This is a genomic window from Microterricola viridarii (assembly GCF_900104895.1).
Classification (GTDB): Bacteria; Actinomycetota; Actinomycetes; order Actinomycetales; family Microbacteriaceae; genus Microterricola; species Microterricola viridarii.
The window spans coordinates 3,569,235-3,591,375 of sequence record NZ_LT629742.1; the positions used below are offsets into that span (position 1 = coordinate 3,569,235).

A 22,141-nucleotide genomic window follows, 5' to 3' on the forward strand; every position below is an offset into this window, starting at 1 on the left:
TGCGAGAGCGTGGTTCGGCGATGCGCCGCTGCCTCGCAAAAAAGTTATTGGATGACTTATCGCGAAACGGCGAATCAATGCCGACTCCAAGGAGCATATACATGAAGTCGTCAGATAACTACCCAGTCATTAGATGACTTTCGGGCCGTATGCTGTTCGGTACGTAGCACGACACAGGCCGAGAAAACCAATCGCACAAGGAGGCGCACCATCAGCGCGATCGACGATGCATTCCACGGCCTGCGCCAGATGATCGCCTCCGGCGAGTTGCAGCCCGGCCAGCAGTTCCCCTCGGAGGCGCAGCTTTGCGACAGGCTCCAGGTCTCCCGCGGCTCGCTCCGCGAGGGCGTGCGCATGCTCGGCGCGCTCGGAGTGATCGAGTCCAGGCACGGCTCCGGCACCTACGTCTCCGCGCTCGAGCCGGCCAACATCATCGGGGCGCTCGGACTGACCGTCGGCCTGATGCCGCTCGAGGGGCTGATCGACATGTTCGAGTCGCGGCGCGTGCTCGAGTCGCACGCGACGTCGCAGGCCGCGGCCAACATGACGGATGCCGTGGCGGCCGAACTCGGCGGCATCCTCGATGCCCTCGAACTGGCCACCGAGCAGGAGGAGGCGTCGGACCTGGACGCCCAATTCCACGAGAAGATCACCGCGCTCGCCCAGAACGCGACGATCGCCGAGCTGCTGCGCGTCTTCCGCTCGCGCTCGCGCTCGTACCAGCTCTTCGACCTGCCGGCCGGGCCGGACATCAAGGCGCAGAGCGACCTCTCCCACCGCGAGATCCTCAACGCGCTGATCGCCCGCGACCCGGCGACGGCCGCGACGGCCGCCGCGTCGCACGTGCTGCAGACGGAGCGCTGGGCCCGGGAGCACCGGCCGGCCGCAACGCCGGGCCCGCTCCCGGTCGACTGACCGCGTTAAAGAAGAAGGACCCCTCGCGCACCCGCCAGAGCCCGGTTACCCTTGCTACGTTTCCGTCCTGGGGGAATTGGCCTGGATGACGCCACGCGAGGAGTCGTTCCCTACTTTACCGTGTTCGGAGAGCACTCGGTGACACCCCCGATTCCGGCTCGCGGCGGCCTCGTGTCAAAAAGCACTCGATCCATCAGATAAGATTCTCTGAGTCGCTTTCTTTCGAGCAAGCTTCTGGAGAATTCGCCTAGTGGCCTATGGCGCACGCTTGGAAAGCGTGTTGGGTGCAAGCCCTCGGGGGTTCGAATCCCCCATTCTCCGCCACCTCAGAAACACAGATCGCGAGATCCAGGGAATGTCCAACTTCGGTTGGACATTTCTGTTTTAAACAGACGAAAAACTCGGGGCGCCGGGCGAACCCCAACTTCCCTCAAGTTCCTTTTCGCCCGCCGCAACGGCGGGGCGCGCTGCTCGTGCGGCAGAAATTCCCAGACCGCATGGCCTTTCCCGCGCTCGGCCCGACAGCCGGTGTTCGCAGATTCTTCGCCCAAAGCTCATATGCATGTGTCATCCCGCATACCTGAGTGATGCACTTGTCTCGATTGCGCCGTACGCTCGGGTGTATGCACCGGGGGAATGCAGACGATAACGCGAGCGCTGTGGGGGCGAACGCGGTGATTGTGCGACCCCGCGAGCAGGTGTTCACGCAGTCCGGGCTGGCTGTGACCGCACTGCTCCTGCCCGTGTTCGCGGTGCTGTACTGGCTCACGATTCCCACCGGGACCTGGCACATCGTCGCACTGGCCAAGCTGATCGCGGTCGTCGTCATCGCTCGCTTCGTCGTGATCTACCACCGGGCAAACATCGCCATCTCACCGACCGGCGTGCGCGAGAGCGGATACACCGGGCTCCGCCGGGAGATCCGCATGGAGGAGATCGAGTCCGTGCTGCTCATCTCGCTCTACCGTGGCGCCACGGTCGACACGGAGGAGCAGCTCTTCGTGATCGGGAAGGACGGCAGCACACTGCTGCGGATGCGGGCACGCTACTGGGCGCACGAAGACATCCTCCGCGTGGTGGACGCGATCGAGGCCCCTGCCACGATCATCAGCACCCCGCAGACCCTCGACGAGTTCCGGCGCGAGCACTCTCGGCTGCTGTTCTGGTTCGAGCGTCGCCCGCAGCGCAGTCGCGCCTAGGCCGCACTTCCCCGCGCTCGCCAACCCGAAGACGCCCATGACAGCAGATCGCACCCCGCAGCCGACCCCGGACGCCGTCGGCCGCGCACTCCTGCAGAGCTACGCAGAGCGCTGGCGCGCCCAGCCGGACGGGGACGCCTTCGCCACGGCATCCAGCATTCTGCAGCCGGTGCTCTGGACCCCCGTCGCCGGCGCCCCGCGGAAGGCCATGCTCAAGCTGGCGCGGCCCGGCGCGGCCGGCGACGAGGAGCGCGCGGGTTTCGCCCTGCAGCAGTGGTGGGGCGGCGACGGCGCGGCGATGGTGTTTGAGCGCGGTGACGATGCCGTGCTGCTGGAGCGGGCGCTCGGCCGGCGCTCGCTGGCCGCCATGGCCTCCCGGCCATCGCCGGCGGATGACGATCACGCGCTGCGCCTGCTCTGCCAGAGCGTTGCGCGCCTGCACGAGCCGCGCCCGGCCCCGCCGGCGCTGGTCTCGCTTGAGCGGTGGTTTGCGGAGTTGTTCGAGCACGCGGATGCCGGCGGTGCCGGCTACCTGCGCGGCGCCGACCTCGCCGCCGAGCTGCTGGACGAGCCCGGAGACATCGTGGTGCTGCACGGCGACGTGCATCACGGCAATGTGCTCGATTTCGGCGAGCGGGGCTGGCTCGCGATCGACCCGAAGGGGCTCTCCGGCGCGCCGGCGTTCGACTACGCGAACATGCTCTGCAACCCCTCGCCGGAGCGGGCCGCCCGCCCGGAGGTGCTCGCCCGCCGGGCGGCGACGGTGGCGCTGGCATCCGGGATCGCCACGGGCACCCTGCTGCGCTGGGCCGTGGCCTGGACGGCCCTCTCGGCGACCTGGCATCGGCTCGGTGACGACCCTGCCGCGGCCGCCCGAAAGCTCGCCATCGGCGACACAGCCACCCGCTTGCTGCTCGACGCCTGAGCCGGCTCGGCTAGGCCGCGGCGGCTATGGAGCGGTGGCTATGGAGCGGTGGCTATGCCGACGAGCGGGGCCTCGGCGCTGCTGGAGGGCAGCGAGTGAAAGCCGAGCCGGCCGTAGAAGGCGGCCGCTCCGGCGTTCTGCGGGGCGAAACCGAGGTGCAGCCCGGCCACGCCGCGCTCGTGCAGCGCGGCGCGCAGGCCGTCGATCAGCACGCGGCCGAGTCCCTGCCCCTGCGCCTCCGGGAGCAGGTCGATGTGCAGGTGCGCCGGGTAGGCGTCGAGCTCGGCGATGAGCATCCTCTCCGGGTGCAGCCCGGACTCGACGACGCCGGCCTCCGCGGCATCCGCCGGCTCGCCCGCATGACGCTGGGCGAAGCCCGGCAGCCAGTTCTCTCGGTGCCAACGCACGAAGTCGGCGGTGTCGGCCACCGCGAGCAGGTAGCCGACGGCCTGGTCGCCGGCGGCGACGATGCTCACCAGCTCTGGCGCGTACTCCAGGTACGGCCCGGCGTACACGTCGGGCATCAGATCGTCGGAGCTGTACTGGCCGCGCGCGTCGCCGCCGGCGTCGGCGGTGCGCACACAGATGTGATAGACCGCGGCGCGGTCACTCGGGCGGTAGGGGCGGATCTCCAGCATGGGACCATTCTGTCGTGCGGGAGGGGGCGCCCGGTTACCGGCGCTTTCGGGTGCCGAAGATGCCGCCAATCACCGCGGTGAGCACCGACTTGGTCGCGCTCGAGCCCAGCACCTCCTCGAGCACGGTCTTCTGCTGCTTCGTGGAGCGGGCCGTGCCCGAGGTCTTCTTCAGCAGCCGGTCGTACTCGGCCTGCGCCTTCTTCTCGGCCTTCGCCTGCTCGGCTGCGATCGCCGCCTGCGCCGTGGCGTACTCGGCGTCGGCCGCGGCCTTGTCCTCGGCCTGCTGGGCGGCGTCGGCCTTCGCCGCGGCATCCGCCAGCTTGCGGGTGAGGATCTCCCGCGCGGAGTCGCGGTCCAGGGCTGTGCCATATTTGGCGAGCAGGGGGGATGCCGCGATCACGGCGTCGATGGCGGCATCCGGTGACGGCGACATCGAGCCCTGCGGCGCGCGCAGCCGGGTCCAGGCGACGGGGCTCGGCGCGCCCTTCTCGTTCATGACGGTGACGATGGCCTCGCCGGTGCCGAGCGTGGTGAGCACCTCGGCGAGGTCGTAGCCGGAGTTCGGGTACGTCGAGACGGTGGCGCGGAGTGCCTTCGCGTCATCCGGGGTGAAGGCGCGCAGCTGGTGCTGCACGCGGGAGCCGAGCTGGGCGAGCACATCGCCCGGCACGTCTTTCGGGGTCTGCGTGACGAAGAAGATGCCGACGCCCTTGGAACGGATCAGCCGCACCGTCTGGGTGATCTGGGCGAGGAAGTCCTTGGAGGCCCCGGTGAAGAGCAGGTGTGCCTCGTCGAAGAAGAACACCAGCTTGGGCTTGTCGAGGTCGCCGACCTCTGGCAGGTCGTTGAACAGGTCGGCCAGCAGCCACATCAGGAAGGTGGAGTACAGCGCCGGCTTGTCCTGCACGCCGGGCACCTCAAGCAGGCTGATGACGCCAGAGCCGTCGGCCGCCTGGCGCAGGAACTCGGCGGTGTCGATCTCGGGCTCGCCGAAGAAGACGTCGGCGCCCTGGTCGGCGAAGGTGATGAGCTCGCGCAGGATGACGCCGACCGTCGCGCTGGAGAGGCCGCCCAGTTCCTTGAGCTCGGCCTTGCCGTCGTCGCTGATCAGGTAGGAGAGCACGGCGCGCAGGTCGGTCAGGTCGAGCAGCGGCAGGCCGGACTTCTCGGCGTAGTGGAAGACGAGGCCGAGGCTGGACTCCTGCGTGTTGTTCAGGCCGAGCACCTTGCTGAGCAGCACGGGGCCGAAGCCGGTGACCGTGGCGCGGATCGGCACGCCCCGGCCGACGCCGCCGAGCGAGAAGTACTCGACAGGGAAGCTGTCCGGGGTCCAGTCCTGGCCGATGCCTGCGGTGCGCGCGAGCAGTTTGGGGTTGGCCTCGCCGGCCGTGCCGATGCCGGAGAGGTCGCCCTTGATGTCGGCAGCGAACACGGAGACGCCGTGGCTGGAGAGTTGCTCGGCGAGCAGCTGCAGGGTGCGGGTCTTGCCCGTTCCGGTGGCGCCGGCGACGAGCCCGTGCCGGTTGGTCATGGCCAGCGGGATACGCACCTGCACCTCGGGCAGCGCCTCGCCGTTGACCAGGGCGCCCATCTCCAGCGCCGGGCCCTCGAAGCCGTAACCGGCCCGGATGGTTTCGACGTGCGCGGCATCCAGCGGGCCCGCCGGCGAACCCCCACCGGCTAGGTCTGGGTCCCCGCTGGGTGAGCCTGTCGAAACCGCCGGCGCGGCCGCCTGTGCGGCCTCGGCCGCGGCGAGCGCTGCGGCCGCGGCCTCCTGTGCCTTCCTGATCGCCTCTTCCGCCTGCGCCTGCAGCACCCGGGCTGCCTCGGCGGCGGCCGCCGCGGCGTTCTGCGCTGCCTTGAGCTGATCGGCCGTGGCCGCGTCATCCGTCATGGACACATCCCCTTTGCTCCCCGGTGGTTCCGCGCATGCCGGACTCGGCTCAGCCAGCCCGGGTGGGCGTGCGCTCGTCGAGGCCCCAGGGCTGGTCGTATCCGCCCTCGTCGAGCGGCCGTGCCATCAGCTCGAGGAAGGGGGCGGCGTCGAAGGCCTCCGGGCCGAGCACCCCGCTGCCCTTCCACACGCCGGTGGCGAGCAGCTCGAGTGCGATCACCGGGTTCATGGCCGTCTGCCAGACCACGCACTGGGCGTCGTACTCGCGCATCGTCCACTCGTTGTCGCTCACGTGGTACAGGTAGACCTCGCGCGGCTCGCCGTCGAGGCCGGTTCCCGTTACCCAGACTCCGGCGCAGGTCTTGCCGGACATGCGCGGGCCGATGCTGGCCGGGTCGGGCAGGGCGGCCGCGACGACGTCGCGTGGGGCGACCTCGACGGGGCCCGCGACGCCTGCGGCATCCGCACCGCGCACGCGCAGCGGAAGGGTCGAGTCCAGGCCCAGCAGGTGCAGCGTCTTCAGTACCCCGATGAACTCGGCGCCCAGACCGTATTTAAAGGTGACGCGCTTGGCGTCCAGCCAGCGCGGCATCAGCAGCACCTCCTCGTGCTCCACGTTGACGCACTCGACGGGCCCGATGCCCTCCGGGAACACGAAGACCTCCGGCTCGGAGAAGGGCGGCGTGGTGAACCAGCCCTCGTCCTTCTGCCAGATCACGGGCGGGTTCAGGCACTCCTCGATGGTGGTCCAGATCGAGAACGAGGGCGCGAACATCTCGTTGCCCTCGTCGTCGCGCACGACCAGGTTGGCGCCGTCCCGGGTGCCCAGCTCGTCGATCTCGCTGAACAGGTGGTCGCTGGCGTACCGGGCGAAGACGTCGCTGAGGCCCGGCTCGACGCCCATGCCGACGAGGGCGAGCTGGCCCAGCTTCTGCCAGTCCGGCGCCTGCGCGAACTGGTCGTCGCCGAGTTTGACGCCCGTCTGGCGGTGCGGGTCGGTCGGATGCGGCTCGCTGAGGCTCATGGCCATGTCGAGGTAGTTCGCCCCGGCGGCGAGGGCGCCGGCGAAGATCGTCGGCACGAACTTGGGCTCGACGGCGTTCATCACGTGGCTGATGCGGTGTTCGCGCACGAGGGACTCGACCGCATAGGGGTCGGAGGCGTCGATCTGCTCGGCGCGGAAGCGCTGCGCGGACTCCTCGCCGTGCCGGGCCGCGATCGCGGCGATGGTGCGCTCCGCACGGGACTCGTCGAAGTCGCTCACCACGATCAGCTCGTAGAAACTGCGGCGGGCCGCGATCTTGGCGATCGCGTCACCCACTCCCCCCGCGCCGACCAAGAGGATGCGCATGCCGCCCGAGACCACCCTGTCATCGTTCATGCTCCGACGTTAGCGCGTGGGGCGGCCCCGTTCTAGGGTCAGTCTGCCGGGCGTGCCCGCGCCCGCGCCAGCCGCTCCGCCTCCAGCCAGCGGGCACTGAACGCCCAGAGCAGCAGCACGACGCCGGCGCCGATGAGCGCCCCGCCGACGGTGTCGCTCAGCCAGTGCGCCCCGAGCAGCGTGCGGCTCCACGCCATCAGCAGCACGTAGGCCACCCCGGCGATGCGCACCCACACCACGGGGAAGAGCAGGGAGAGCGTCACCGCGATCACGGCGGCGTTGGCGGTGTGCCCGGAGGGGAAGGAGCCGAAGTCGGAGTGCACCAGGATGTCCTCCGGTCGCGGCCGGGCGAAGAGGTTCTTGAGCAGCTGCACGCCGAGCGTGCCGGCGAGCGCCGTCGCGACCGAGAACAGCGCGGCCCACGGTCGCCTGAGCAGCAACAGCATCGCGACGATCGAGAGCGGCACGACGAGCACCGCCACGATGCCGCCGCCGAAAGAGTTGAGGAAGAGCGCGAGCCCCTCGGTAAACGGCGAGCGCATCGACACCATGAAGCTCTGCCACGCCGCGTCGATCGCGAGCGGCGCGCCGCCGTTCAGCAGCATGATGCCCGCGCCGAGCAGCACCGCGAGCAGAACCGCGGCGGCACCGACGATCAGCGGGCGACGCCGGGGACTGTGTGTGCGGATGCCGCTCGCTGCCGTCATGGGCCTACGCTATCGCGGCCGCCTAGGCCGAGAGCGCAGGCACCGTGCGCGGGCGCACGATCCACCAGAGCGCAATGATCGCGATCAGCGCGGTGACGGCCATGACGCCGCCCATCGGCAGCGCGGTGCTGACGCCGAGCATCCCGACGAGGGGAGAGACGATCCCGGCGAGGCCGAAGTTCACCGCGCCGAGCAGCGAGGCGGCGGTCCCGGCCTCCTGGCCGTGGCCGTTCAGCGCGATCACCTGCACGCAGGGGAAGCTAAAGCCGCACATGGTGATGAAGAACCAGAGCGGGACGATCGTGCCCCAGAGGCCGGCGCCCGTGACATCCAGGACCATGATCGCAATGCCGAGCAGGAGCATCATCGAGGTGGTGATGGCGAGGATCCACTGCGGGGCGAGCACGGTGCGGATGAGGCGCGAGCTCGTCTGCACGCCGAGGATCACGCCGATCGAGTTCGCCCCGAACAGCAGGCCGTACTGCTGCGGGGTGAAGCCGTGCACCTGTTGGAAGAGGAACGCCGAGGAGGAGAGGTAGGAGAACAGGCCGGTGAAGACCATGCCGCCGACGATCGCGGTGCCGACGAACACCCGGTCGGAGAGCACCGCCTTGAACCGCGCGCCGACGGTGGCGTGCGCGCTCTGCACCGGGCCGCCCTTCGGCCGGGTCTCCACGATCCACAGCCAGACGGCGAGCACGACGACGGCGCCGTAGGCGGCGAGCACCCAGAAGATGCCGCGCCAGTCCATCACGAGCAGCAGCTGTGAGCCGATGACGGGGGCGAGCACCGGCGCGAGGCCATTGACCAGGGCCAGCCGGGAGAGCATCTTGACCAGGGGCTTGCCGCCGAACAGGTCGCGCACCATGGCCATGGCGACCACACCGCCGGCCGCCGCGCCGAAGCCCTGCAGCACGCGGAAGCCGCCGAGCACGAAGATGTCGGATGCCATGGCGGCACCGACGCAGGCGAGGATGTGCACCAGCGTCGCCAGGATCAGCGGCAGCTTGCGGCCGACCTTGTCACTCCACGGCCCGACGATCAGCTGGCCGAGGCCGAAGCCGATCATGGTGCCGGTGAGGGTGAGCTGCACGGCGGCCGCCGAGACGCCGAGCTCGCTCTCCAACACGGGGAAGGCCGGCAGATAGAGGTCGATCGTGAACGGACCGAGCGCGGTCAGGGCGCCGAGAACCAGGATGTAGACGAGCCGCTGCCGGGCGCTGAGCGCATCGCCCGGGTGGGCGTGCCGGGGCAGGCGGATCGAGGCGGTGTCGTCGGGGCGGATGATCGGGATGCTGGCGGTGCTGGTCACAGGCGTGTCCTCGGAGGTGGCGGGGTGTCGGCGGGCGGCAGGGCTGCGCGCCTGCCCGATCGGCGACCCCTGGAGTCCGGGCCGTGCGCAGCCGTCGAATCGATTCGACACGGGCGACTGTGCAATGTTACCGGATGCCGGGGCGGGGGTTTCGACCCGTCGACAGGCTCGGGGCAGGCCGGGCTCAGCCGGCGGGGGCGGCGACGCCGGCTGGGTCCTCGAGCACGGGCTTGAAGGCCAGCAGTGCGGCCCCGACCGCGAGCAGCTCGTTGCCGAGCTCGGCCCGGCCGAACCGCACTCCGTCGCCGGCCCCCGGCAGGGCGCTGCGCGAGACAGCCCCGCTCAAGCGCTCGGGCGCGACCGCGTACAGCGTGCCGAGGAACCCGCCGAGCAGCACCAGTTCGGGGTTCAGGGCGTTCACGATGTTGCGCAGCGCGATGGCCAGGAAGCCGCCCTGCCGCTCGAGGAGAGCGGCGACGGCGGCATCCGGGCCCTCTGGCCGGGCGAGGTGGGCGAGCAGCGCCTCCTCCAGCTCCTCGCTGCGGGTGTTGTCGAGCCCGAGCAGCGCCAACAGCGGCGCGCGCCGCACCTCGGTCTCGAGGCAGCCGCTCGCGCCGCAGTGGCACGGCGACCCGGCCGAGTTCACGAAGGTGTGCCCGAACTCGCCGGCGTAGCCGGCCGCGCCCTCGAACAGCTGGCCGTCGAGCGCGATGCCGCCGCCGATGCCGCTGGCCCCGCCGTTCAGGTAGACCAGGCCACGGGCTCCCCGACCGGCACCGTACTGGCTCTCGGCGACGACTCCGGCTGAGGCGTCGTTCGCCGCGGTGACCGGCAGCTGCAGCTCCGCGGCCAGCATCTCGGCGATCGGGACGTCGCGCCAGCCGAGGTGCGGCGCGAGAATGACGACGCCGTCCGACGCGCGCACCAGTCCGGGCACCGCCACGCCGACGCCCACGAAGCGCGCGGAGGCGCCCAGCTCGCCGCGCATGCCGGCGACGGCGGCCGCCACGATCGCGACCACCTCGTCTGGGCTCGGCGCCGTGGCGGTGTCGTGGCGGATGCGCGAGAGCACCCGGCCGCCCAGGCCGACCAGCGCGATCGTCACGGCGTCGATCTCGGGATTGACCGCGATCGCCACGACATCCTCGCGCGGCACGATCACCGGGCTGGGCCGCCCGGCCAACTTGGTGGCGCTGGGCTCCGCCTCGTCGACGAGCCCGAGCTCGACCAGCTCGGCGACGAGGGCGCCGATGGTCGAGCGGTTGAGGCCGGTCGCCCGCGTGAGCTCGGCCCGGGAGACCCGGCCGCGCGCGTGACTGATGCCGAGCACGACGGCCAGGTTGTTGCGGCGCACGTCGTCGAGGTTGTTGCCGCGCCGCGCCGGCCGCGAGGAGTCAGCCGCTGGGGTCTGCGCCACGAATTGCTCTTCTCTCGTTCGACGGCGAACCGCATCCGACGTCGATTTGATGTTTTCAGCAACATAATAGGCGCGCCCGGCCCCGCGCGGCGGCCGCCGCGCCCCGCGCACCCCGGGTTGGGCTGCACACACGGCTGGCGTTTTCCCGGCAGATCTGTAATATGTGGTTTATCCAAACAAATCATCAATGAAGCTGAGGACACGCCATGACCCCCACCCCCACCCGTGCCGACAAGTTCTCCTTTGGCCTCTGGACGATCGGATACAACGGCACGGACCCCTTCGGCGGCCCGACGCGCCCCCACCTGGATGTCGTCGAGGCCGTGACCCGGCTGAGCGAGCTGGGCGCATACGGGCTCACCTTCCACGACGACGACCTCTTCGCCTTCGGCTCGAGCGACGCCGAGCGCCAGAAGCAGATCGACCGGCTGAAGCAGGCCATGGCCGACACCGGCCTCATCGTGCCGATGGTCACGACCAACCTGTTCAGCGCGCCCGTCTTCAAGGACGGCGGCTTCACCTCCAACGATCGCGCCGTGCGCCGCTTCGCGCTTCGCAAGGTGATGCGCAACCTCGACCTGGCTGCCGAGTTGGGCGCCAAGACCTTCGTCATGTGGGGCGGGCGGGAGGGAGCGGAGTACGACGCCGCCAAGGACATCGGGGCCGCGCTGGAGCGCTACCGCGAGGCCGTCAACCTGCTCGGCGACTACGTCACCGACAAGGGCTACGACATCCGCTTCGCCATCGAGCCCAAGCCGAATGAGCCGCGCGGCGACATCCTGCTGCCGACGCTCGGCCACGCCATCGCGTTCATCAACACCCTGGAGCGCCCCGAGCTGGTCGGCGTGAACCCCGAGGTCGGCCACGAGCAGATGGCCGGGCTCAACTTCACCGCCGGCATCGCGCAGGCCCTCGATGCGGGCAAGCTCTTCCACATCGACCTCAACGGCCAGCGTGGCATCAAGTACGACCAGGACCTGGTGTTCGGCCACGGCGACCTGCAGAACGCGTTCTCGCTGGTCGACCTGCTGGAGCACGGCGGACCGGACGGCGGCGCGGCCTACGACGGCCCCCGCCACTTCGACTACAAGCCGTCCCGCACCGAGGACATCGACGGCGTCTGGAGTTCGGCGGCCGCGAACATGCGCATGTACCTGCTGCTCAAGGAGCGCGCCGTGGCCTTCCGCGCCGATCCCGAGGTGCAGGAGGCGCTGGCCGCCGCGAAGGTGGCCGAGCTGTCGGCGCCGACGCTCGGCGCCGGCGAGGGCTACGACGACCTGCTGGCCGACCGCGCCAGCTACGAGGACTTCGACGCCGACGCCTACTTCGGCGGCAAGGGCTTCGGCTTCGTGCGCCTGCAGCAGCTCGCGATGGAGCACCTGTTGGGCGCGCGCGGATAAAAAGGCGCTGCGCGCCTTTTTATCCGCGCGCGCAAGGCGGCAGCCCCACCTCCAGGAAATCTCAGGAACAGAAATTCCGGCCCCAGCCACAGGGAGGGGATGCCGCACGCCCCCATCCGCTGCGGCACCCCGGCCCGCACCCGTTGCCCCACCGAAAGGACCGCCATGAACCTCGTCGCCGGCGTCGACTCCTCCACCCAGAGCTGCAAGGTCCTCATCGTCGACGCCGCCACCGGGCACATCGTGCGCAGTGGCCGGGCGGCGCACCCGGACGGCACAGAGGTCGATCCAGAGGCGTGGTGGCTGGCGCTGCTCGAGGCCGTGGCGGATGCCGGCGGCCTCGCCGACGTGAGCGCGATCTCGGTCGGTGGGCAGCAGCACGGCCTGGTCGCGCTGGATGTGGGCGGGCGCGTCATCCGCCCCGCCCTGCTCTGGAACGACACCCGCTCGGCCGCCGCCGCCGAGGCGCTCACCGCCCAGTTCGGCGCCGCGGAGTACGCGGAGCGCATCGGGGTGGTGCCGGTGGCCTCGTTCACGGCGAGCAAGCTGCGCTGGCTGCGCGACGTGGAGCCCGGCAACGCCGCCCGGGTGGCCGCCGTCGCCCTGCCACACGACTGGTTGAGCTGGCGCCTGCGCGGCTACGGGCCCGAGGGCTCCGCGCCGCTGGGGCCGATGCTCGACGAGCTCTGCACCGACCGCTCGGATGCCAGCGGCACCGCGTACTGGTCGGCGATCACGAACGACTACGACCGCGAGCTGCTCCTCGCCGCGCTCGGCCACGACGCCCTGCTGCCGCGGGTGCTCGCCCCCGACGAGGGCGGCGGAGAGGTGCACGCCTCCGTGCTGGGCGCGAGTTCCCCCGCCGCGCCGATCGTGCTCGGCCCCGGCGCCGGCGACAACGCCGCGGCCGCGTTCGGGCTGGGCGCGCGCAGCGGCGACGTGATCGTCTCGATCGGCACCAGCGGCACCGTCTTCGCGGTCACCGACAGGCCGAGCCGCGACGCCACCGGCACCGTGGCGGGCTTCGCCGATGCGAGCGGCGCCTTCCTGCCTCTCGTCGCCACGCTGAACGCCGCCCGCGTCCTCGACGCCGTCGCCGGGCTGCTCGGCGTCGACCACGACGAGCTCGGCCGGCTGGCCCTCGAGGCGGAGCCCGGTGCCGGCGGCGCTGTCCTGGTGCCGTGGTTCGAGGGCGAGCGCACCCCGAACCTGCCGGGCGCCACCGCGGGCCTCTCCGGGCTGACCTTGGCCAACACGACCCGCAGCTCCGTGGCCCGCGCCGCGATCGAGGGGCTGCTCTGCGGCCTCGCCGACGGACTGGAGGCCGTGCTCGGCCAAGGCGTCCAGGCCCGCCGGCTGCTGCTGATCGGCGGCGCCGCCCAGAACCCCGCCGTGCAGGCGATCGCCGCCCAGGTCTTCGCACTGCCCGTCGTCGTGCCCACGCCGGGCGAGTATGTCGCGATCGGTGCCGCGCGGCAGGCCGCCTGGGTGCTGGCCGGCGGCGCGGCGCCGGAGTGGCCGCTCGCGACCGTCGCCGCCCCCGCGCTCGATCACCGCCCCGTGATCCGCACGCAGTACGCAGCGGCGCGCGACGAGCGCGCCGCAGCCCTGCTGTAGAGCGGCAAAAGGGAGCGCTCTCCGAACGTTATGAAATCGATACTGAGAATTGCTCGGGAATACTGCGCCCGGCGTTTTTTCGGAGCAACATTTCTATTTGCCACCATTCGACGTGGAAGGTGACCCCGCAAGGGCTACAACAGCACCGCATAGAAGGGCAGAGAGATGAAGAAATCTTCATTGATCTCGTTAGCCGCCGTTGCGAGCGTCTCAGCATTGATGCTCGCCGGCTGTTCGAGTTCAGGGGGTGGCGGCGGGAGCAGCGACACGGCTTCGCCCGCAGCCGACTCACGGGCCTGCGTGATCCTGCCGGATGCCGCGTCCTCACCGCGTTGGGAAGGCATGGACCGCCCCGCCCTCGAGAAGGCCTTCACCGACGCCGGCTTCGAGGCCGATATCCAGAATGCCCAGGGCGACACCAGCAAGTACGCGACCATCGCCGACCAGCAGCTCAGCAAGGGATGCGGCGTGATGGTGCTCGTTGACTACAACGGCGCCGCCGTCTCCGTGGCCGCGAAGGCGAAGGGCGAGGGCATCCCCGTCATCGCCTACGACCGCCCGATCGAGGGCGCCGACTACTACGTCTCCTTCGACAACGAGAAGGTGGGCGAGCTCGAGGGCCAGTCGATCGTCGACGGCCTGACGGCCGAGGGCAAGGACCCGGCGACCGCAGTGGTCGTCTACATGGGTGGAGACCCGGCCGACGGCAACGCCAAGATGTTCCACGACGGCGCAGACTCGGTGATGTCGGCTGCGGGCATCAAGCCGGCCCAGGAGCCCCCGGGAGTCTGGGACGGCGACAAGAGCGCGACGAACTTCGAGCAGGCCCTGACCGCCCTCGGCGGCAAGGTCGACGCAGTCTGGGTCGCCAACGACACCAACGCGGCCGGCGTCATCACGATCCTCGACAAGAACGGACTGAAGGTCCCGGTCTCGGGTCAGGACGCCTCGGTCGCCGGCCTGCAGAACGTGCTGCTCGGCAAGCAGACCGCCACGGTCTGGAAGCACGTGCCCGATGAGGCCGACGCCGCGTCGACCCTCGCCGTGGCGCTGCTGAACGGCGAGACGCCCACCGTCGACAAGACGCTCGACGACGGCACGCCGTACATCGCGGTCACCCCGGTTCTCGTTGGCCCGGACATGGTGAAGGACGTCGTCGCCGCCGGCGACGCGACCGCCGCCGAGCTCTGCACCGGCGAGGTCGCCGCGGCCTGCGCCACCTACGGCGTGGAGTAGCCGGCAACAACCAGAAGGATCGGAGGGGCCGCGCCAAGCCGGCCCCTCCTTTCCCTCTCCCTGTCAACGTCGACATGCCGGGAGGACGAGCCATGGCTGACGCACCAATCATCGAACTGACGAACATCGTCAAGAGTTTCGGCCCCGTCAGCGTGCTGAAGGGCGTGAACCTCCGGGCTTACCCCGGCAAGGTGACCGCCCTGGTCGGCGACAACGGCGCGGGCAAGTCCACCTTGATCAAGGGTCTGGCCGGGGTGCAGCCCTACGATTCCGGTGAGGTGCGCTTCGCCGGGGAGCCGGTGCACCTGCACTCCCCCCGGGAGGCCGCCCGGCTCGGCATCGAGGTGGTGTACCAAGACCTGGCCCTCTGCGACAACCTCGACATCGTGCAGAACATGTTCCTGGGCCGCGAGGAGCTCGGCTTCGGCACCTTCGACGAGGGCCTGATGGAGCGCGAGGCGGCCGAGACGCTGCGTCAGCTCTCGGTCAGGACGGTGAGTTCGGTTCGACAGAAGGTGTCCTCCCTCTCCGGCGGGCAGCGCCAGACGGTGGCGATCGCGCGCTCCGTGCTGAAGAAGGCCAAGGTGGTCGTGCTCGACGAGCCGACGGCCGCCCTCGGCGTCGCGCAGACGGAGCAGGTGCTCGAGCTCGTCGGCCGGCTCGCTGAGCAGGGAGTCGCCGTGATCCTGATCAGCCACAACCTCGCGGATGTGTTTGCCGTCGCCGACTACATCAGCGTGCTCTATCTCGGCCAGATGGTGGCATCCGTCAAGGCGGAGGACACCAACCGCGACGACATTGTGGGCTACATCACCGGCAGCAAGACGTACAACGGGGTGCAGGCATGACCATCGGGGCGCCCAGCCAGGCGCCGGACCCGACCCCCACCGACGTGCTCGCCACCCGCAGCACCGCCGAGCTGATCGGAAGCGGGCAGGAGGGCTCTGTGATGGATCAGGCCCGTGCCTACCTGCAGCGGGTGCGGCACGGCGAGATGGGGGCGCTGCCCGCGATCGGCGGCTTCGTCGTGCTGAGCATCATGTTCGCGATCCTCAGCCCGTTCTTCCTGACGGAGCGCAACTTCGCCAACCTGCTCACCCAGGCTGCGACGCTCGTGATGCTCGGCATGGCGCTCGTCTTCGTGATCCTGCTCGGCGAGATCGACCTCTCCGCCGGCGTCACCTCGGGCCTGACGATGTGCATCTTCGTCGTGCTGGTGAACGTGAACGGCTTCAACTGGATGCTCGCCCTGCTGATCGCGCTGCTGACCGGTGTGGCCATCGGAACGTTCATCGGCTTCTTCGTCGCCCGGGTCGGCATCCCGTCATTCGTCGTGACGCTCGGCCTGTTCCTCGGATTCCAGGGGCTCGAGCTGATCATCATCGGCAGCGGCGGCCTGTACCGCGTGCAGACACCGGAGATCCTCTCGATCATGAACGCCAACATGCCGGTCTGGGCGGGCTGGGCGATGCTCGCGGTGATCCTCGCCGTCTCGCTCGGCACCTCCCTCTGGGACCGAGCGCGGCGCACTCGCGCGGGAGTGCCGAACCGCACCATCGCGCTGGTCTGGATCAAGCTGGGCGTGATCCTCGTGATCGGCGGCATCGTCGTCGCCCTCCTCAGCACCGACCGGGGCACCGGCTTCAAGCCGGTGTCCGGTGTGCCGATCGTGGTGCCGATCACGCTGGCGATCCTCTGGGCCGGAACCTTCGTGCTCGACCGCACCAAGTTCGGCCGCTACATCTACGCTGTCGGCGGCAATGCAGAGGCGGCCAGGCGAGCCGGCGTGAAGGTGGTGCTCATCCGCTGGACGGCGTTCATCGTGTGTTCGACGCTCGCCGTGATCTCCGGCCTGTTCAGCATCTCCAAGGTCGGCTCGGTGGATGCCGCGGCGGGCCGCGACATCGTGCTGAGCGGTGTCGCGGCGGCCGTCGTCGGCGGGGTGAGCCTGTTCGGCGGGCGCGGCCGCCTGCTGCACGCCGCGATCGGCGCCCTCGTGATCGCCGTGATCACGAACGGGCTCGGCCTGCTGAACCTGCCGGCCGGCGTCAACTACGTCGTGACCGGCGCGGTGCTGATTCTCGCGGCCACGGTCGACGCCGTGTCGCGGGTGCGCGCCGGTGGCTCGCTCACAAGACGCTGACGGGCCGGGGAGCCCGGCCTCGGATCATGCCGCGCTGCTGGTGGCGGCGTCGTCGATCTTGTCCATTGCGATCACGCGCCGCACCACCCGGCCCTCTTCGAGGGCGTCCAGCGCCTCGTTGATCGCGTCGAGCGTCACGGTGTCGCTGTGCAACAGTTCCATCGGCAGCGCTCCCGCACGCCACAGCTCGATATAGGCCGGGATGTCGCGCGCAGGCACGGCATCACCCATGTACGAGCCGAGCAGGCGCTTGCCCATGCCCGCGAACTGCAGCGCCTGCACACCGAGCTGCTGCTCCGGATGTGGCAGGCCGACGGAGACGAGGGCCCCGCCACGGGTGAGCAGGCCGAGACAGGCCTCCATCACCCGGGCGCTGCCGACGGCTTCGACCGCGATGTCAACCCCGTCGCCGGCATGCTCGGCCACGAGGCCGGCCGCCTGCTCCGGCGTTCCGACGGCGGTCGCTCCGACGGATCGAGCCAGGGAGTGCTTGTCGAGGTTGGGGTCGATCGCGATGACCGTGGTGCCCTCGATCTGCGCAGCGGCCATGACTGCCGTCAGGCCCACGGCACCGAGGCCGAACACGATCAAGGATTGCCCGGCTTGCATGTCGGCGGTGTTGAGCACCGCCCCCATCCCGGTGAGCGCGGCGCAGCCGAACATGGCGGCGACGTCGAATGGCACGTCCTTGTCGATGACGACGAGCGATTCAGCGGCGACAACGGCGTAGTCGGCGAACCCGGAGACCCCGAGGTGGTGATTGACGCGCTGGCCGCCGGAATCACGCAACACGGCCTCGCCGTGCAGGAGGTCGCCGCTCGCGTTCGCCGCCGCCGCACGCGAACAGAGTGCGGGGCGCCCGGCCACGCAGGCCCGGCAGTCCCCGCAGCTCGGCACGAACACCAGGACGACGTGATCGCCGGGGGTGATGCCCTGCACGCCGTCGCCGACGACGTCGACAATGCCGGCCGCTTCGTGGCCGATGGCCATCGGCAGCGGGCGCGGTCGCGACCCGTTGACCACCGAGAGGTCGGAGTGGCAGAGGCTCGCGCGGACAATGCGCACACCGACCTCGCCAGCACGCGGTGTCGGGTTCGCCAACTGCTCGATGCCGAGCGGCCGCGATTGCGCGTAGGGGCGCGGCAGGCCGGCCGCGCGCAGGATGGCGCTACGCATCGAGGCTGGCGTTCATCTTCACGACGACGCGGTTCTCCAGCAGAGGGATGATCTGGCCGAGGCCGATCCGCTCGAAGTGCTCGGCCTCACGGTGTGCGGCGAATCCGGCCGCGTCCGTGTAACTCTCGATGATCACGATCTCGTCGGCGTTCTCGACACCGCGGAAGAAGTCGTAGGCGATATTGGCCGGCTCGGTGCGGCTGGCGGCCGCGAGGTCGACGAGCAGCGCGAGGACCGTCTCGGTCTGGCCGGCGAGCGGGTAGTAACGGGCGATGACCTGGTAGAAATCGGTCGACATGGAGACGCTCCTTATGACAAGCGAATGGAGGGGGATTGGGGAGGCGGCCGCGTTAGCGCCGCGTGGTGTTCCAGAGGGCAACGTCGCTCGTCGAGACGGCTGTGGCGCCACTCTTGATTGCGGCGACAACGTCATCCGTGCTCGTGACGAAGCCCGCGGCGACATACGGCGAGAGCTGGACGAGCTCGTTCGCGGGGATCGAGGAGATCACGGGCCACGGCATCAGCTGGGTGAGGTGCGGCTTGCTCTGCTGCACGGCGTTCACGCTGCGGGGCAGCGTCGAGCGGTCGGTCACGAACACCTTCTGCATCGTGACCATGCCGAGCGCGTTGGCACGTTGGATCAGTGCCGTGCGGGTCGTGATGAGCCCGGGCGTCCCGATCTTTCTCAGGTACTCGACGCCGCCGCGGTCCTGGGCGAGGCCGTCGCAGTTGTCGATGTTGACGAAGATGAATTTGCCTGCGGCCGCGCACCTGGAGACGACATTCTCCATGTCGGGCAGCGCGACGTTTGCGACGATCCCGACGGGGCAGGGCCCCGCCAGAAACCGGGCGATCTCGTCGACACCGTAGAGCGACGCCATCACCGGGTGGCGAAACAGCGTCTCCTCGAGGAAGCGTGGAAGCGCTGGCATTGGGACGTCACCTCGACTCGCGACCGCAGACAAACTCATTGTGACTAAGCCTCGAGGCCGAGCTTACCGGGGTTCAAGAGGTTCTTCGGGTCGAGCGCTGCCTTGACCGCCTTCAGCACCGCGAAGCCGCCGCCGAGGGATTCCTCCATGTACGGCGCGCGCAGCAGCCCGACGCCATGGTGGTGGCTGAGGGTCGCGTTGTGCTTGATGATCACGGCGTTGGCCGCGTCCCAGGCGGCGCGGTACCAGTCGGCGCGCTTGTCGACCTCAACCTCGCCGCGCAGCGAGAAGTAGAGGCACGCGCCGTCGACGTAGGCGTGCGACTGGTGCGCGGAGCCGGCCAGGGTGCCGGGCACCGCGTTGATCGCGGCCACGACATCGTCGTAGATGGCGGGCAGGTCGCGCCAGCGACCCGTCATCTCGAGCGTGTCTGCGACGAATCCGGGGCTGCGCTTGAAGCCCTCCGCGCTCTTCCCGGTGAGGTAGCGGGTGTCGAGCCACCGCTCGAAGATCACCTCGTCGTCGAGCTTGACGCCGGTCTCCGCGCACACGCGCTCGCTGATCGCGAGAACCGCGTCAACGATCTCCGGTGCGCCCTCGTCGGCGATGAGCAGGACGTTCTGCTCTGCCAGCTCGAACTGCAGGCCGCTCTCGAGATTGTCGTAGAGCCGCAATGCTGCCGGGTTCGCACCCTGCTGCATGATCTGACGGCAGGCCTCGAGGCCGGCGGCGAAGGTCGGGAAGCCGTAGGCGATGGCGCGACCGTAGTCGGGCAGGCGGTGCAGCTTGAGGCGCACGGTCGTGATCACGCCGAGCGTGCCCTCCGAGCCGATGATGAGCTGCAGCAGGTCAGGTCCAACGGCGGCCGCCGAATTCTCGCCGACGGTGATGATCGAGCCGTCGACCAGCACGACGTCCATGCCGTAGACCATGTCCTCGATCTTGCCGTAGCGGGTCGAGAGCTGGCCGGCGCCGCGGCAGGCAACCCAGCCGCCGACGGTGCTGATCGCATAGGACGACGGCCAGTGGCCCATCGTCATGCCGAACTCCTTCTGGATCAGCTCCTCGAAGATGTCGCCGAACATTCCGGCCTCCACCTCCACGATCTGGCTCTGCTCGTCGAAGCTGACGAACTTGTTCAGCTCGCAGACGTCGAGCACGATGCCGCCGCGCACCGGCAGGGCGGCACCGGTCACGTTGCTGCGGCCGGCCGATACCGTCACCGGGATCTCCGCGGCGTATGCAATGCGCATGACGGCCTGCACCTGCTCGGTCGTGGACACCTTGGCGATCACGGCAGTCGGGGTTGCCGGCTTGCCGGCGGTCTCGCCGATCATGCTGCCAGCCCACCAGTCGCGGGTTCCGTAGACGACCTCTGCCGTGTCGGTGATGAGTTCGTCCGTGGCGGCGGCGAGCTGCTCGAGCACCTCCGCAGGAACGACGACGGCGTCCCGCTGGAAGTAGGCCTCTTCACCGATCTTCTCGATGCCGGCCGCGTAGCCGGGCTGGGTCGGGGCGCCGACAACGTAGTTGCCGCGGTTGTATCCCCGCTTGACGGCTTCCTTGCTGATCATTGTTATTCTCCCATCAGGATTGCGCGTTCGTGCGCTGTTGCGGTCTTGTACGCCGACACTTGGGTGTCGACTTCGGCCTGGCTGAGGCCGAGCTCGGCCTGGAGCAGGGCACCGACGCGGTCGGCCGCGGCGGCCGAGGCGTCGCGCCCCATGAGCCGGGCCCGGGTGCGGCGCGAGAGGATGTCGTCGACGTTGCGCGCCATCTCGTGCCTGGCCGAGTAGACGACCTCGGCCTCGAGGTAGGGCATGCCGGCGACGACGGGGGCGGCCAGCTCCGGGTTGTTGCCGATGATGTCGGTCACGAACTGCGCCTCGTTGCCGTACCGCTCACCGAGGTGGGCGGCGAGCCCGCCGGATGCCACGACGGCCTCGCCGTCGTAGCCGGCGGCGCCGAGGAGGTAGGCGTCCTTCGTCCGGCAGCGCCGACGCTGGCCGAGCACTCGCTGGGCGGCGTCGATGGTCTGCTCGGCCATGTGCCGGGAGGTGGTGAGCTTGCCGCCGACGACGGTCACGAGGCCGTCATGGTCGGTGCGGATCTCGTGCTTGCGCTTGACGTCCATGGTCTTGCCGCCCGGCGGGGCGATCAGCGGGCGGGTGCCGCCGATGCTGCCGAGCACGTCCTCGGCGGACAGGTCGGTGTTGAGCGCCGTGTGCGCGCCCTCGATCAGGAAATCCATCTCCTGGCGGGTGCAATTGACGTCGTCGAGGTCGCCCGTGTAGTCCTCGTCAGTGGTGCCGAGGTAGGCGGTGTCGCCCCAGCGGGTGATCGTGGCGCGGCGGTTGCGGCCGGGGATCGGGATGGTCACGGTGCAGTCGTTGCGGATCTTCATCCACGGCACGGCGATGTGCACGCCCTTGGCCGGGCGGATATTGGGGGCATCCGCGTCCGTGGCTGCGCCGTTCCAGTCGCGCAGCCAGGCGCCGGTGGCGATCACCACGACGCGGGCGGATGCGGTGATCTCGCGCCCGTCGACTTCGGCGACGATGCCGCTGACCTTGCCGCCGGCGCGGGTGACCTCTGTCACCTTGGCGCCGTTCAGGATCGCTGCACCGTGGTGGGCGGCCGTGCGGGCCAGGCCGAGGGTGAGGCGGGCGTCGTCGGCGCGGGCGTCGTAGTACATGAAGCCGCCGTCGAGCTTCTCGCCCTTGAAGGTGGAGCAGTGCGCGAGCACCTCGTTCTTGGAGAGCTTCTGGTGCAGCACGCCCTCGCGCCAACCGCCGGCCAGGTCGTAGGTCCAGAGCAGGCTCTCGAACCCGGCGGCGAGGCGGCGGTCGAAGACGCCGTTGTCGGAGAGCACGGGGAAGAGGAAGGGCAGGCGCTGCACGAGGTGTCTGGCGTTCTTGCGCAGGCGCTGTCGTTCCAACAGGGAGTGGCGGACAAGCGGCAGGTTGCCCTGCTCGATGTAGCGCAGGCCGCCGTGGATCATCTTCGACGACTTCGACGAGGTGCCGGAGGCGAAGTCGTCCTTCTCGAGCAGTGCGACGCTGTAGCCGCGCAGCGCGGCGTCCATCGCGGCGTAGGCGCCGGTGACGCCGCCGCCCACGATGATCATGTCAAAGCGGCCACCGTCGATGCGTGCGACGTTGTCGCGTCGGCTGAGCGGAAGCGCCTCGACCCGCGTCATCAGATCGCGGCTCTTATCTGTCTTGCGTGCGGGCAATCCAACCATTGTGT

Annotated in this window: 20 protein-coding genes, 1 tRNA gene and 1 other RNA gene; 9 read left to right on the top strand and 13 right to left on the bottom strand. The window is 69.8% G+C overall.

The genetic code is table 11. The features are described from left to right. Positions 1–219 precede the first annotated feature (219 nt). Positions 220–915, top strand: coding sequence for a FadR/GntR family transcriptional regulator (locus tag BLT62_RS16385; protein WP_269457807.1), 696 nt, complete (start codon positions 220–222; stop codon positions 913–915). Between the two features lie 11 nt (positions 916–926). Here BLT62_RS16385 and ffs read toward each other — a convergent pair. Next, an RNA gene (gene ffs, locus BLT62_RS16390) (signal recognition particle sRNA small type) lies at positions 927–1,023 on the bottom strand. 128 nt (positions 1,024–1,151) lie between these two features. Here ffs and BLT62_RS16395 point away from each other — a divergent pair. The 3 genes from BLT62_RS16395 to BLT62_RS16405 all read left to right on the top strand — a co-directional run bounded on the left by BLT62_RS16395 (position 1,152) and on the right by BLT62_RS16405 (position 3,039). After that, positions 1,152–1,239: transfer RNA gene (locus tag BLT62_RS16395), tRNA-Ser, on the top strand. Positions 1,240–1,589: 350 nt separating this feature from the next. Then, entirely contained in the window at positions 1,590–2,114 is a 525-nt protein-coding gene (locus BLT62_RS16400; protein ID WP_156786402.1) for a hypothetical protein, read from the top strand. Between the two features lie 37 nt (positions 2,115–2,151). Next, positions 2,152–3,039 (top strand): aminoglycoside phosphotransferase family protein, encoded by an 888-nt coding sequence (locus BLT62_RS16405; RefSeq protein ID WP_083365027.1) that lies wholly within the window; start codon positions 2,152–2,154, stop codon positions 3,037–3,039. Between the two features lie 38 nt (positions 3,040–3,077). Here the strand turns inward: BLT62_RS16405 and BLT62_RS16410 are convergent, their stop codons facing one another. From BLT62_RS16410 to BLT62_RS16435, 6 genes are all read right to left on the bottom strand, one after another. After that, a complete protein-coding gene (locus tag BLT62_RS16410) occupies positions 3,078–3,677 on the bottom strand; it encodes a GNAT family N-acetyltransferase (RefSeq protein ID WP_083365028.1) in 600 nt (199 codons plus the stop codon). A gap of 34 nt (positions 3,678–3,711) precedes the next feature. After that, positions 3,712–5,571 carry a helicase HerA-like domain-containing protein gene (locus tag BLT62_RS16415; protein ID WP_083365029.1) on the bottom strand — a complete coding sequence of 620 codons (1,860 nt, stop codon included), beginning with the start codon at positions 5,569–5,571 and terminating at the stop codon, positions 3,712–3,714. A gap of 49 nt (positions 5,572–5,620) precedes the next feature. Further along, positions 5,621–6,922 carry a saccharopine dehydrogenase family protein gene (locus BLT62_RS16420; RefSeq protein ID WP_083365537.1) on the bottom strand — a complete coding sequence of 434 codons (1,302 nt, stop codon included), beginning with the start codon at positions 6,920–6,922 and terminating at the stop codon, positions 5,621–5,623. Between the two features lie 68 nt (positions 6,923–6,990). Next, on the bottom strand, positions 6,991–7,659 hold the full coding sequence (locus BLT62_RS16425; protein WP_083365030.1) for a phosphatase PAP2 family protein: 669 nt from the start codon (positions 7,657–7,659) through the stop codon (positions 6,991–6,993). A 22-nt stretch (positions 7,660–7,681) separates the two neighbouring features. Further along, positions 7,682–8,914: a multidrug effflux MFS transporter gene (locus BLT62_RS16430; protein ID WP_407937569.1), complete on the bottom strand. Its 1,233-nt coding sequence runs from the start codon at positions 8,912–8,914 to the stop codon at positions 7,682–7,684. Positions 8,915–9,155: 241 nt separating this feature from the next. Then, complete coding sequence (locus tag BLT62_RS16435) at positions 9,156–10,388, bottom strand: ROK family protein (protein ID WP_083365031.1); 1,233 nt, start codon at positions 10,386–10,388, stop codon at positions 9,156–9,158. Between the two features lie 206 nt (positions 10,389–10,594). Here BLT62_RS16435 and xylA point away from each other — a divergent pair, with 206 nt between their 5' ends. Together xylA and xylB are read left to right on the top strand one after the other, a co-directional pair. After that, entirely contained in the window at positions 10,595–11,788 is a 1,194-nt protein-coding gene (gene xylA / locus BLT62_RS16440; RefSeq protein ID WP_083365032.1) for a xylose isomerase, read from the top strand. A gap of 165 nt (positions 11,789–11,953) precedes the next feature. Continuing rightward, positions 11,954–13,405, top strand: coding sequence for a xylulokinase (gene xylB / locus BLT62_RS16445; RefSeq protein ID WP_083365033.1), 1,452 nt, complete (start codon positions 11,954–11,956; stop codon positions 13,403–13,405). Positions 13,406–13,539: 134 nt separating this feature from the next. Here the strand turns inward: xylB and BLT62_RS18205 are convergent, their stop codons facing one another. Continuing rightward, positions 13,540–13,749: a hypothetical protein gene (locus BLT62_RS18205; RefSeq protein WP_231919270.1), complete on the bottom strand. Its 210-nt coding sequence runs from the start codon at positions 13,747–13,749 to the stop codon at positions 13,540–13,542. Between BLT62_RS18205 and BLT62_RS16450 the strand changes: the two genes are divergently transcribed. The 3 genes from BLT62_RS16450 (at position 13,748) to BLT62_RS16460 (ending at position 16,784) form a co-directional block, all read left to right on the top strand. Further along, a complete protein-coding gene (locus BLT62_RS16450; protein WP_231919271.1) occupies positions 13,748–14,641 on the top strand; it encodes a sugar ABC transporter substrate-binding protein in 894 nt (297 codons plus the stop codon). The two genes, BLT62_RS18205 and BLT62_RS16450, sit on opposite strands and share 2 nt — an antisense overlap. Positions 14,642–14,733: 92 nt before the next feature. Beyond that, positions 14,734–15,489 carry an ATP-binding cassette domain-containing protein gene (locus tag BLT62_RS16455; protein ID WP_083365035.1) on the top strand — a complete coding sequence of 252 codons (756 nt, stop codon included), beginning with the start codon at positions 14,734–14,736 and terminating at the stop codon, positions 15,487–15,489. Beyond that, a complete protein-coding gene (locus tag BLT62_RS16460; RefSeq protein ID WP_197675149.1) occupies positions 15,486–16,784 on the top strand; it encodes a sugar ABC transporter permease in 1,299 nt (432 codons plus the stop codon). Before BLT62_RS16455 ends, BLT62_RS16460 begins: the two co-directional genes overlap by 4 nt. A gap of 24 nt (positions 16,785–16,808) precedes the next feature. On the opposite strand, the gene BLT62_RS16465 is transcribed toward BLT62_RS16460, so the two are convergent. Genes BLT62_RS16465 through BLT62_RS16485 form a run of 5 tightly spaced genes read right to left on the bottom strand, consistent with a single transcriptional unit; the run spans position 16,809 to position 22,136 of the window. Further along, positions 16,809–17,960, bottom strand: coding sequence for an alcohol dehydrogenase catalytic domain-containing protein (locus BLT62_RS16465; RefSeq protein WP_083365036.1), 1,152 nt, complete (start codon positions 17,958–17,960; stop codon positions 16,809–16,811). Continuing rightward, positions 17,953–18,258, bottom strand: a complete 306-nt coding sequence (locus BLT62_RS16470; protein ID WP_083365037.1) for a putative quinol monooxygenase — start codon at positions 18,256–18,258, stop codon at positions 17,953–17,955. The genes BLT62_RS16465 and BLT62_RS16470 overlap by 8 nt, the downstream gene beginning before the upstream one ends. A gap of 52 nt (positions 18,259–18,310) precedes the next feature. Beyond that, the gene (locus BLT62_RS16475) at positions 18,311–18,892 is read right to left on the bottom strand and encodes a glycerol-3-phosphate responsive antiterminator (RefSeq protein ID WP_083365038.1); all 582 of its coding nucleotides are present in this window, start codon (positions 18,890–18,892) and stop codon (positions 18,311–18,313) included. Between the two features lie 44 nt (positions 18,893–18,936). Beyond that, complete coding sequence (locus tag BLT62_RS16480; protein ID WP_083365039.1) at positions 18,937–20,466, bottom strand: FAD-binding oxidoreductase; 1,530 nt, start codon at positions 20,464–20,466, stop codon at positions 18,937–18,939. A 2-nt stretch (positions 20,467–20,468) separates the two neighbouring features. Next, positions 20,469–22,136 carry a glycerol-3-phosphate dehydrogenase/oxidase gene (locus BLT62_RS16485; RefSeq protein WP_083365040.1) on the bottom strand — a complete coding sequence of 556 codons (1,668 nt, stop codon included), beginning with the start codon at positions 22,134–22,136 and terminating at the stop codon, positions 20,469–20,471. Positions 22,137–22,141: the final 5 nt, after the last annotated feature.

What these genes read in the sequence shown, in the direction of transcription:
- BLT62_RS16405 (WP_083365027.1), top strand. Translation starts at nt 2,152, where the DNA reads ATGACAGCAGATCGCACCCCGCAGCCGACCCCGGACGCCGTCGGCCGC.
- BLT62_RS16410 (WP_083365028.1), bottom strand. Translation starts at nt 3,677, where the DNA reads ATGCTGGAGATCCGCCCCTACCGCCCGAGTGACCGCGCCGCGGTCTAT.
- BLT62_RS16415 (WP_083365029.1), bottom strand. Translation starts at nt 5,571, where the DNA reads ATGACGGATGACGCGGCCACGGCCGATCAGCTCAAGGCAGCGCAGAAC.
- BLT62_RS16420 (WP_083365537.1), bottom strand. Translation starts at nt 6,922, where the DNA reads ATGCGCATCCTCTTGGTCGGCGCGGGGGGAGTGGGTGACGCGATCGCC.
- BLT62_RS16425 (WP_083365030.1), bottom strand. Translation starts at nt 7,659, where the DNA reads ATGACGGCAGCGAGCGGCATCCGCACACACAGTCCCCGGCGTCGCCCG.
- xylA (WP_083365032.1), top strand. Translation starts at nt 10,595, where the DNA reads ATGACCCCCACCCCCACCCGTGCCGACAAGTTCTCCTTTGGCCTCTGG.
- xylB (WP_083365033.1), top strand. Translation starts at nt 11,954, where the DNA reads ATGAACCTCGTCGCCGGCGTCGACTCCTCCACCCAGAGCTGCAAGGTC.
- BLT62_RS16450 (WP_231919271.1), top strand. Translation starts at nt 13,748, where the DNA reads ATGGACCGCCCCGCCCTCGAGAAGGCCTTCACCGACGCCGGCTTCGAG.
- BLT62_RS18205 (WP_231919270.1), bottom strand. Translation starts at nt 13,749, where the DNA reads ATGCCTTCCCAACGCGGTGAGGACGCGGCATCCGGCAGGATCACGCAG.
- BLT62_RS16455 (WP_083365035.1), top strand. Translation starts at nt 14,734, where the DNA reads ATGGCTGACGCACCAATCATCGAACTGACGAACATCGTCAAGAGTTTC.
- BLT62_RS16460 (WP_197675149.1), top strand. Translation starts at nt 15,486, where the DNA reads ATGACCATCGGGGCGCCCAGCCAGGCGCCGGACCCGACCCCCACCGAC.
- BLT62_RS16465 (WP_083365036.1), bottom strand. Translation starts at nt 17,960, where the DNA reads ATGCGTAGCGCCATCCTGCGCGCGGCCGGCCTGCCGCGCCCCTACGCG.
- BLT62_RS16470 (WP_083365037.1), bottom strand. Translation starts at nt 18,258, where the DNA reads ATGTCGACCGATTTCTACCAGGTCATCGCCCGTTACTACCCGCTCGCC.
- BLT62_RS16475 (WP_083365038.1), bottom strand. Translation starts at nt 18,892, where the DNA reads ATGCCAGCGCTTCCACGCTTCCTCGAGGAGACGCTGTTTCGCCACCCG.
- BLT62_RS16480 (WP_083365039.1), bottom strand. Translation starts at nt 20,466, where the DNA reads ATGATCAGCAAGGAAGCCGTCAAGCGGGGATACAACCGCGGCAACTAC.
- BLT62_RS16485 (WP_083365040.1), bottom strand. Translation starts at nt 22,136, where the DNA reads ATGGTTGGATTGCCCGCACGCAAGACAGATAAGAGCCGCGATCTGATG.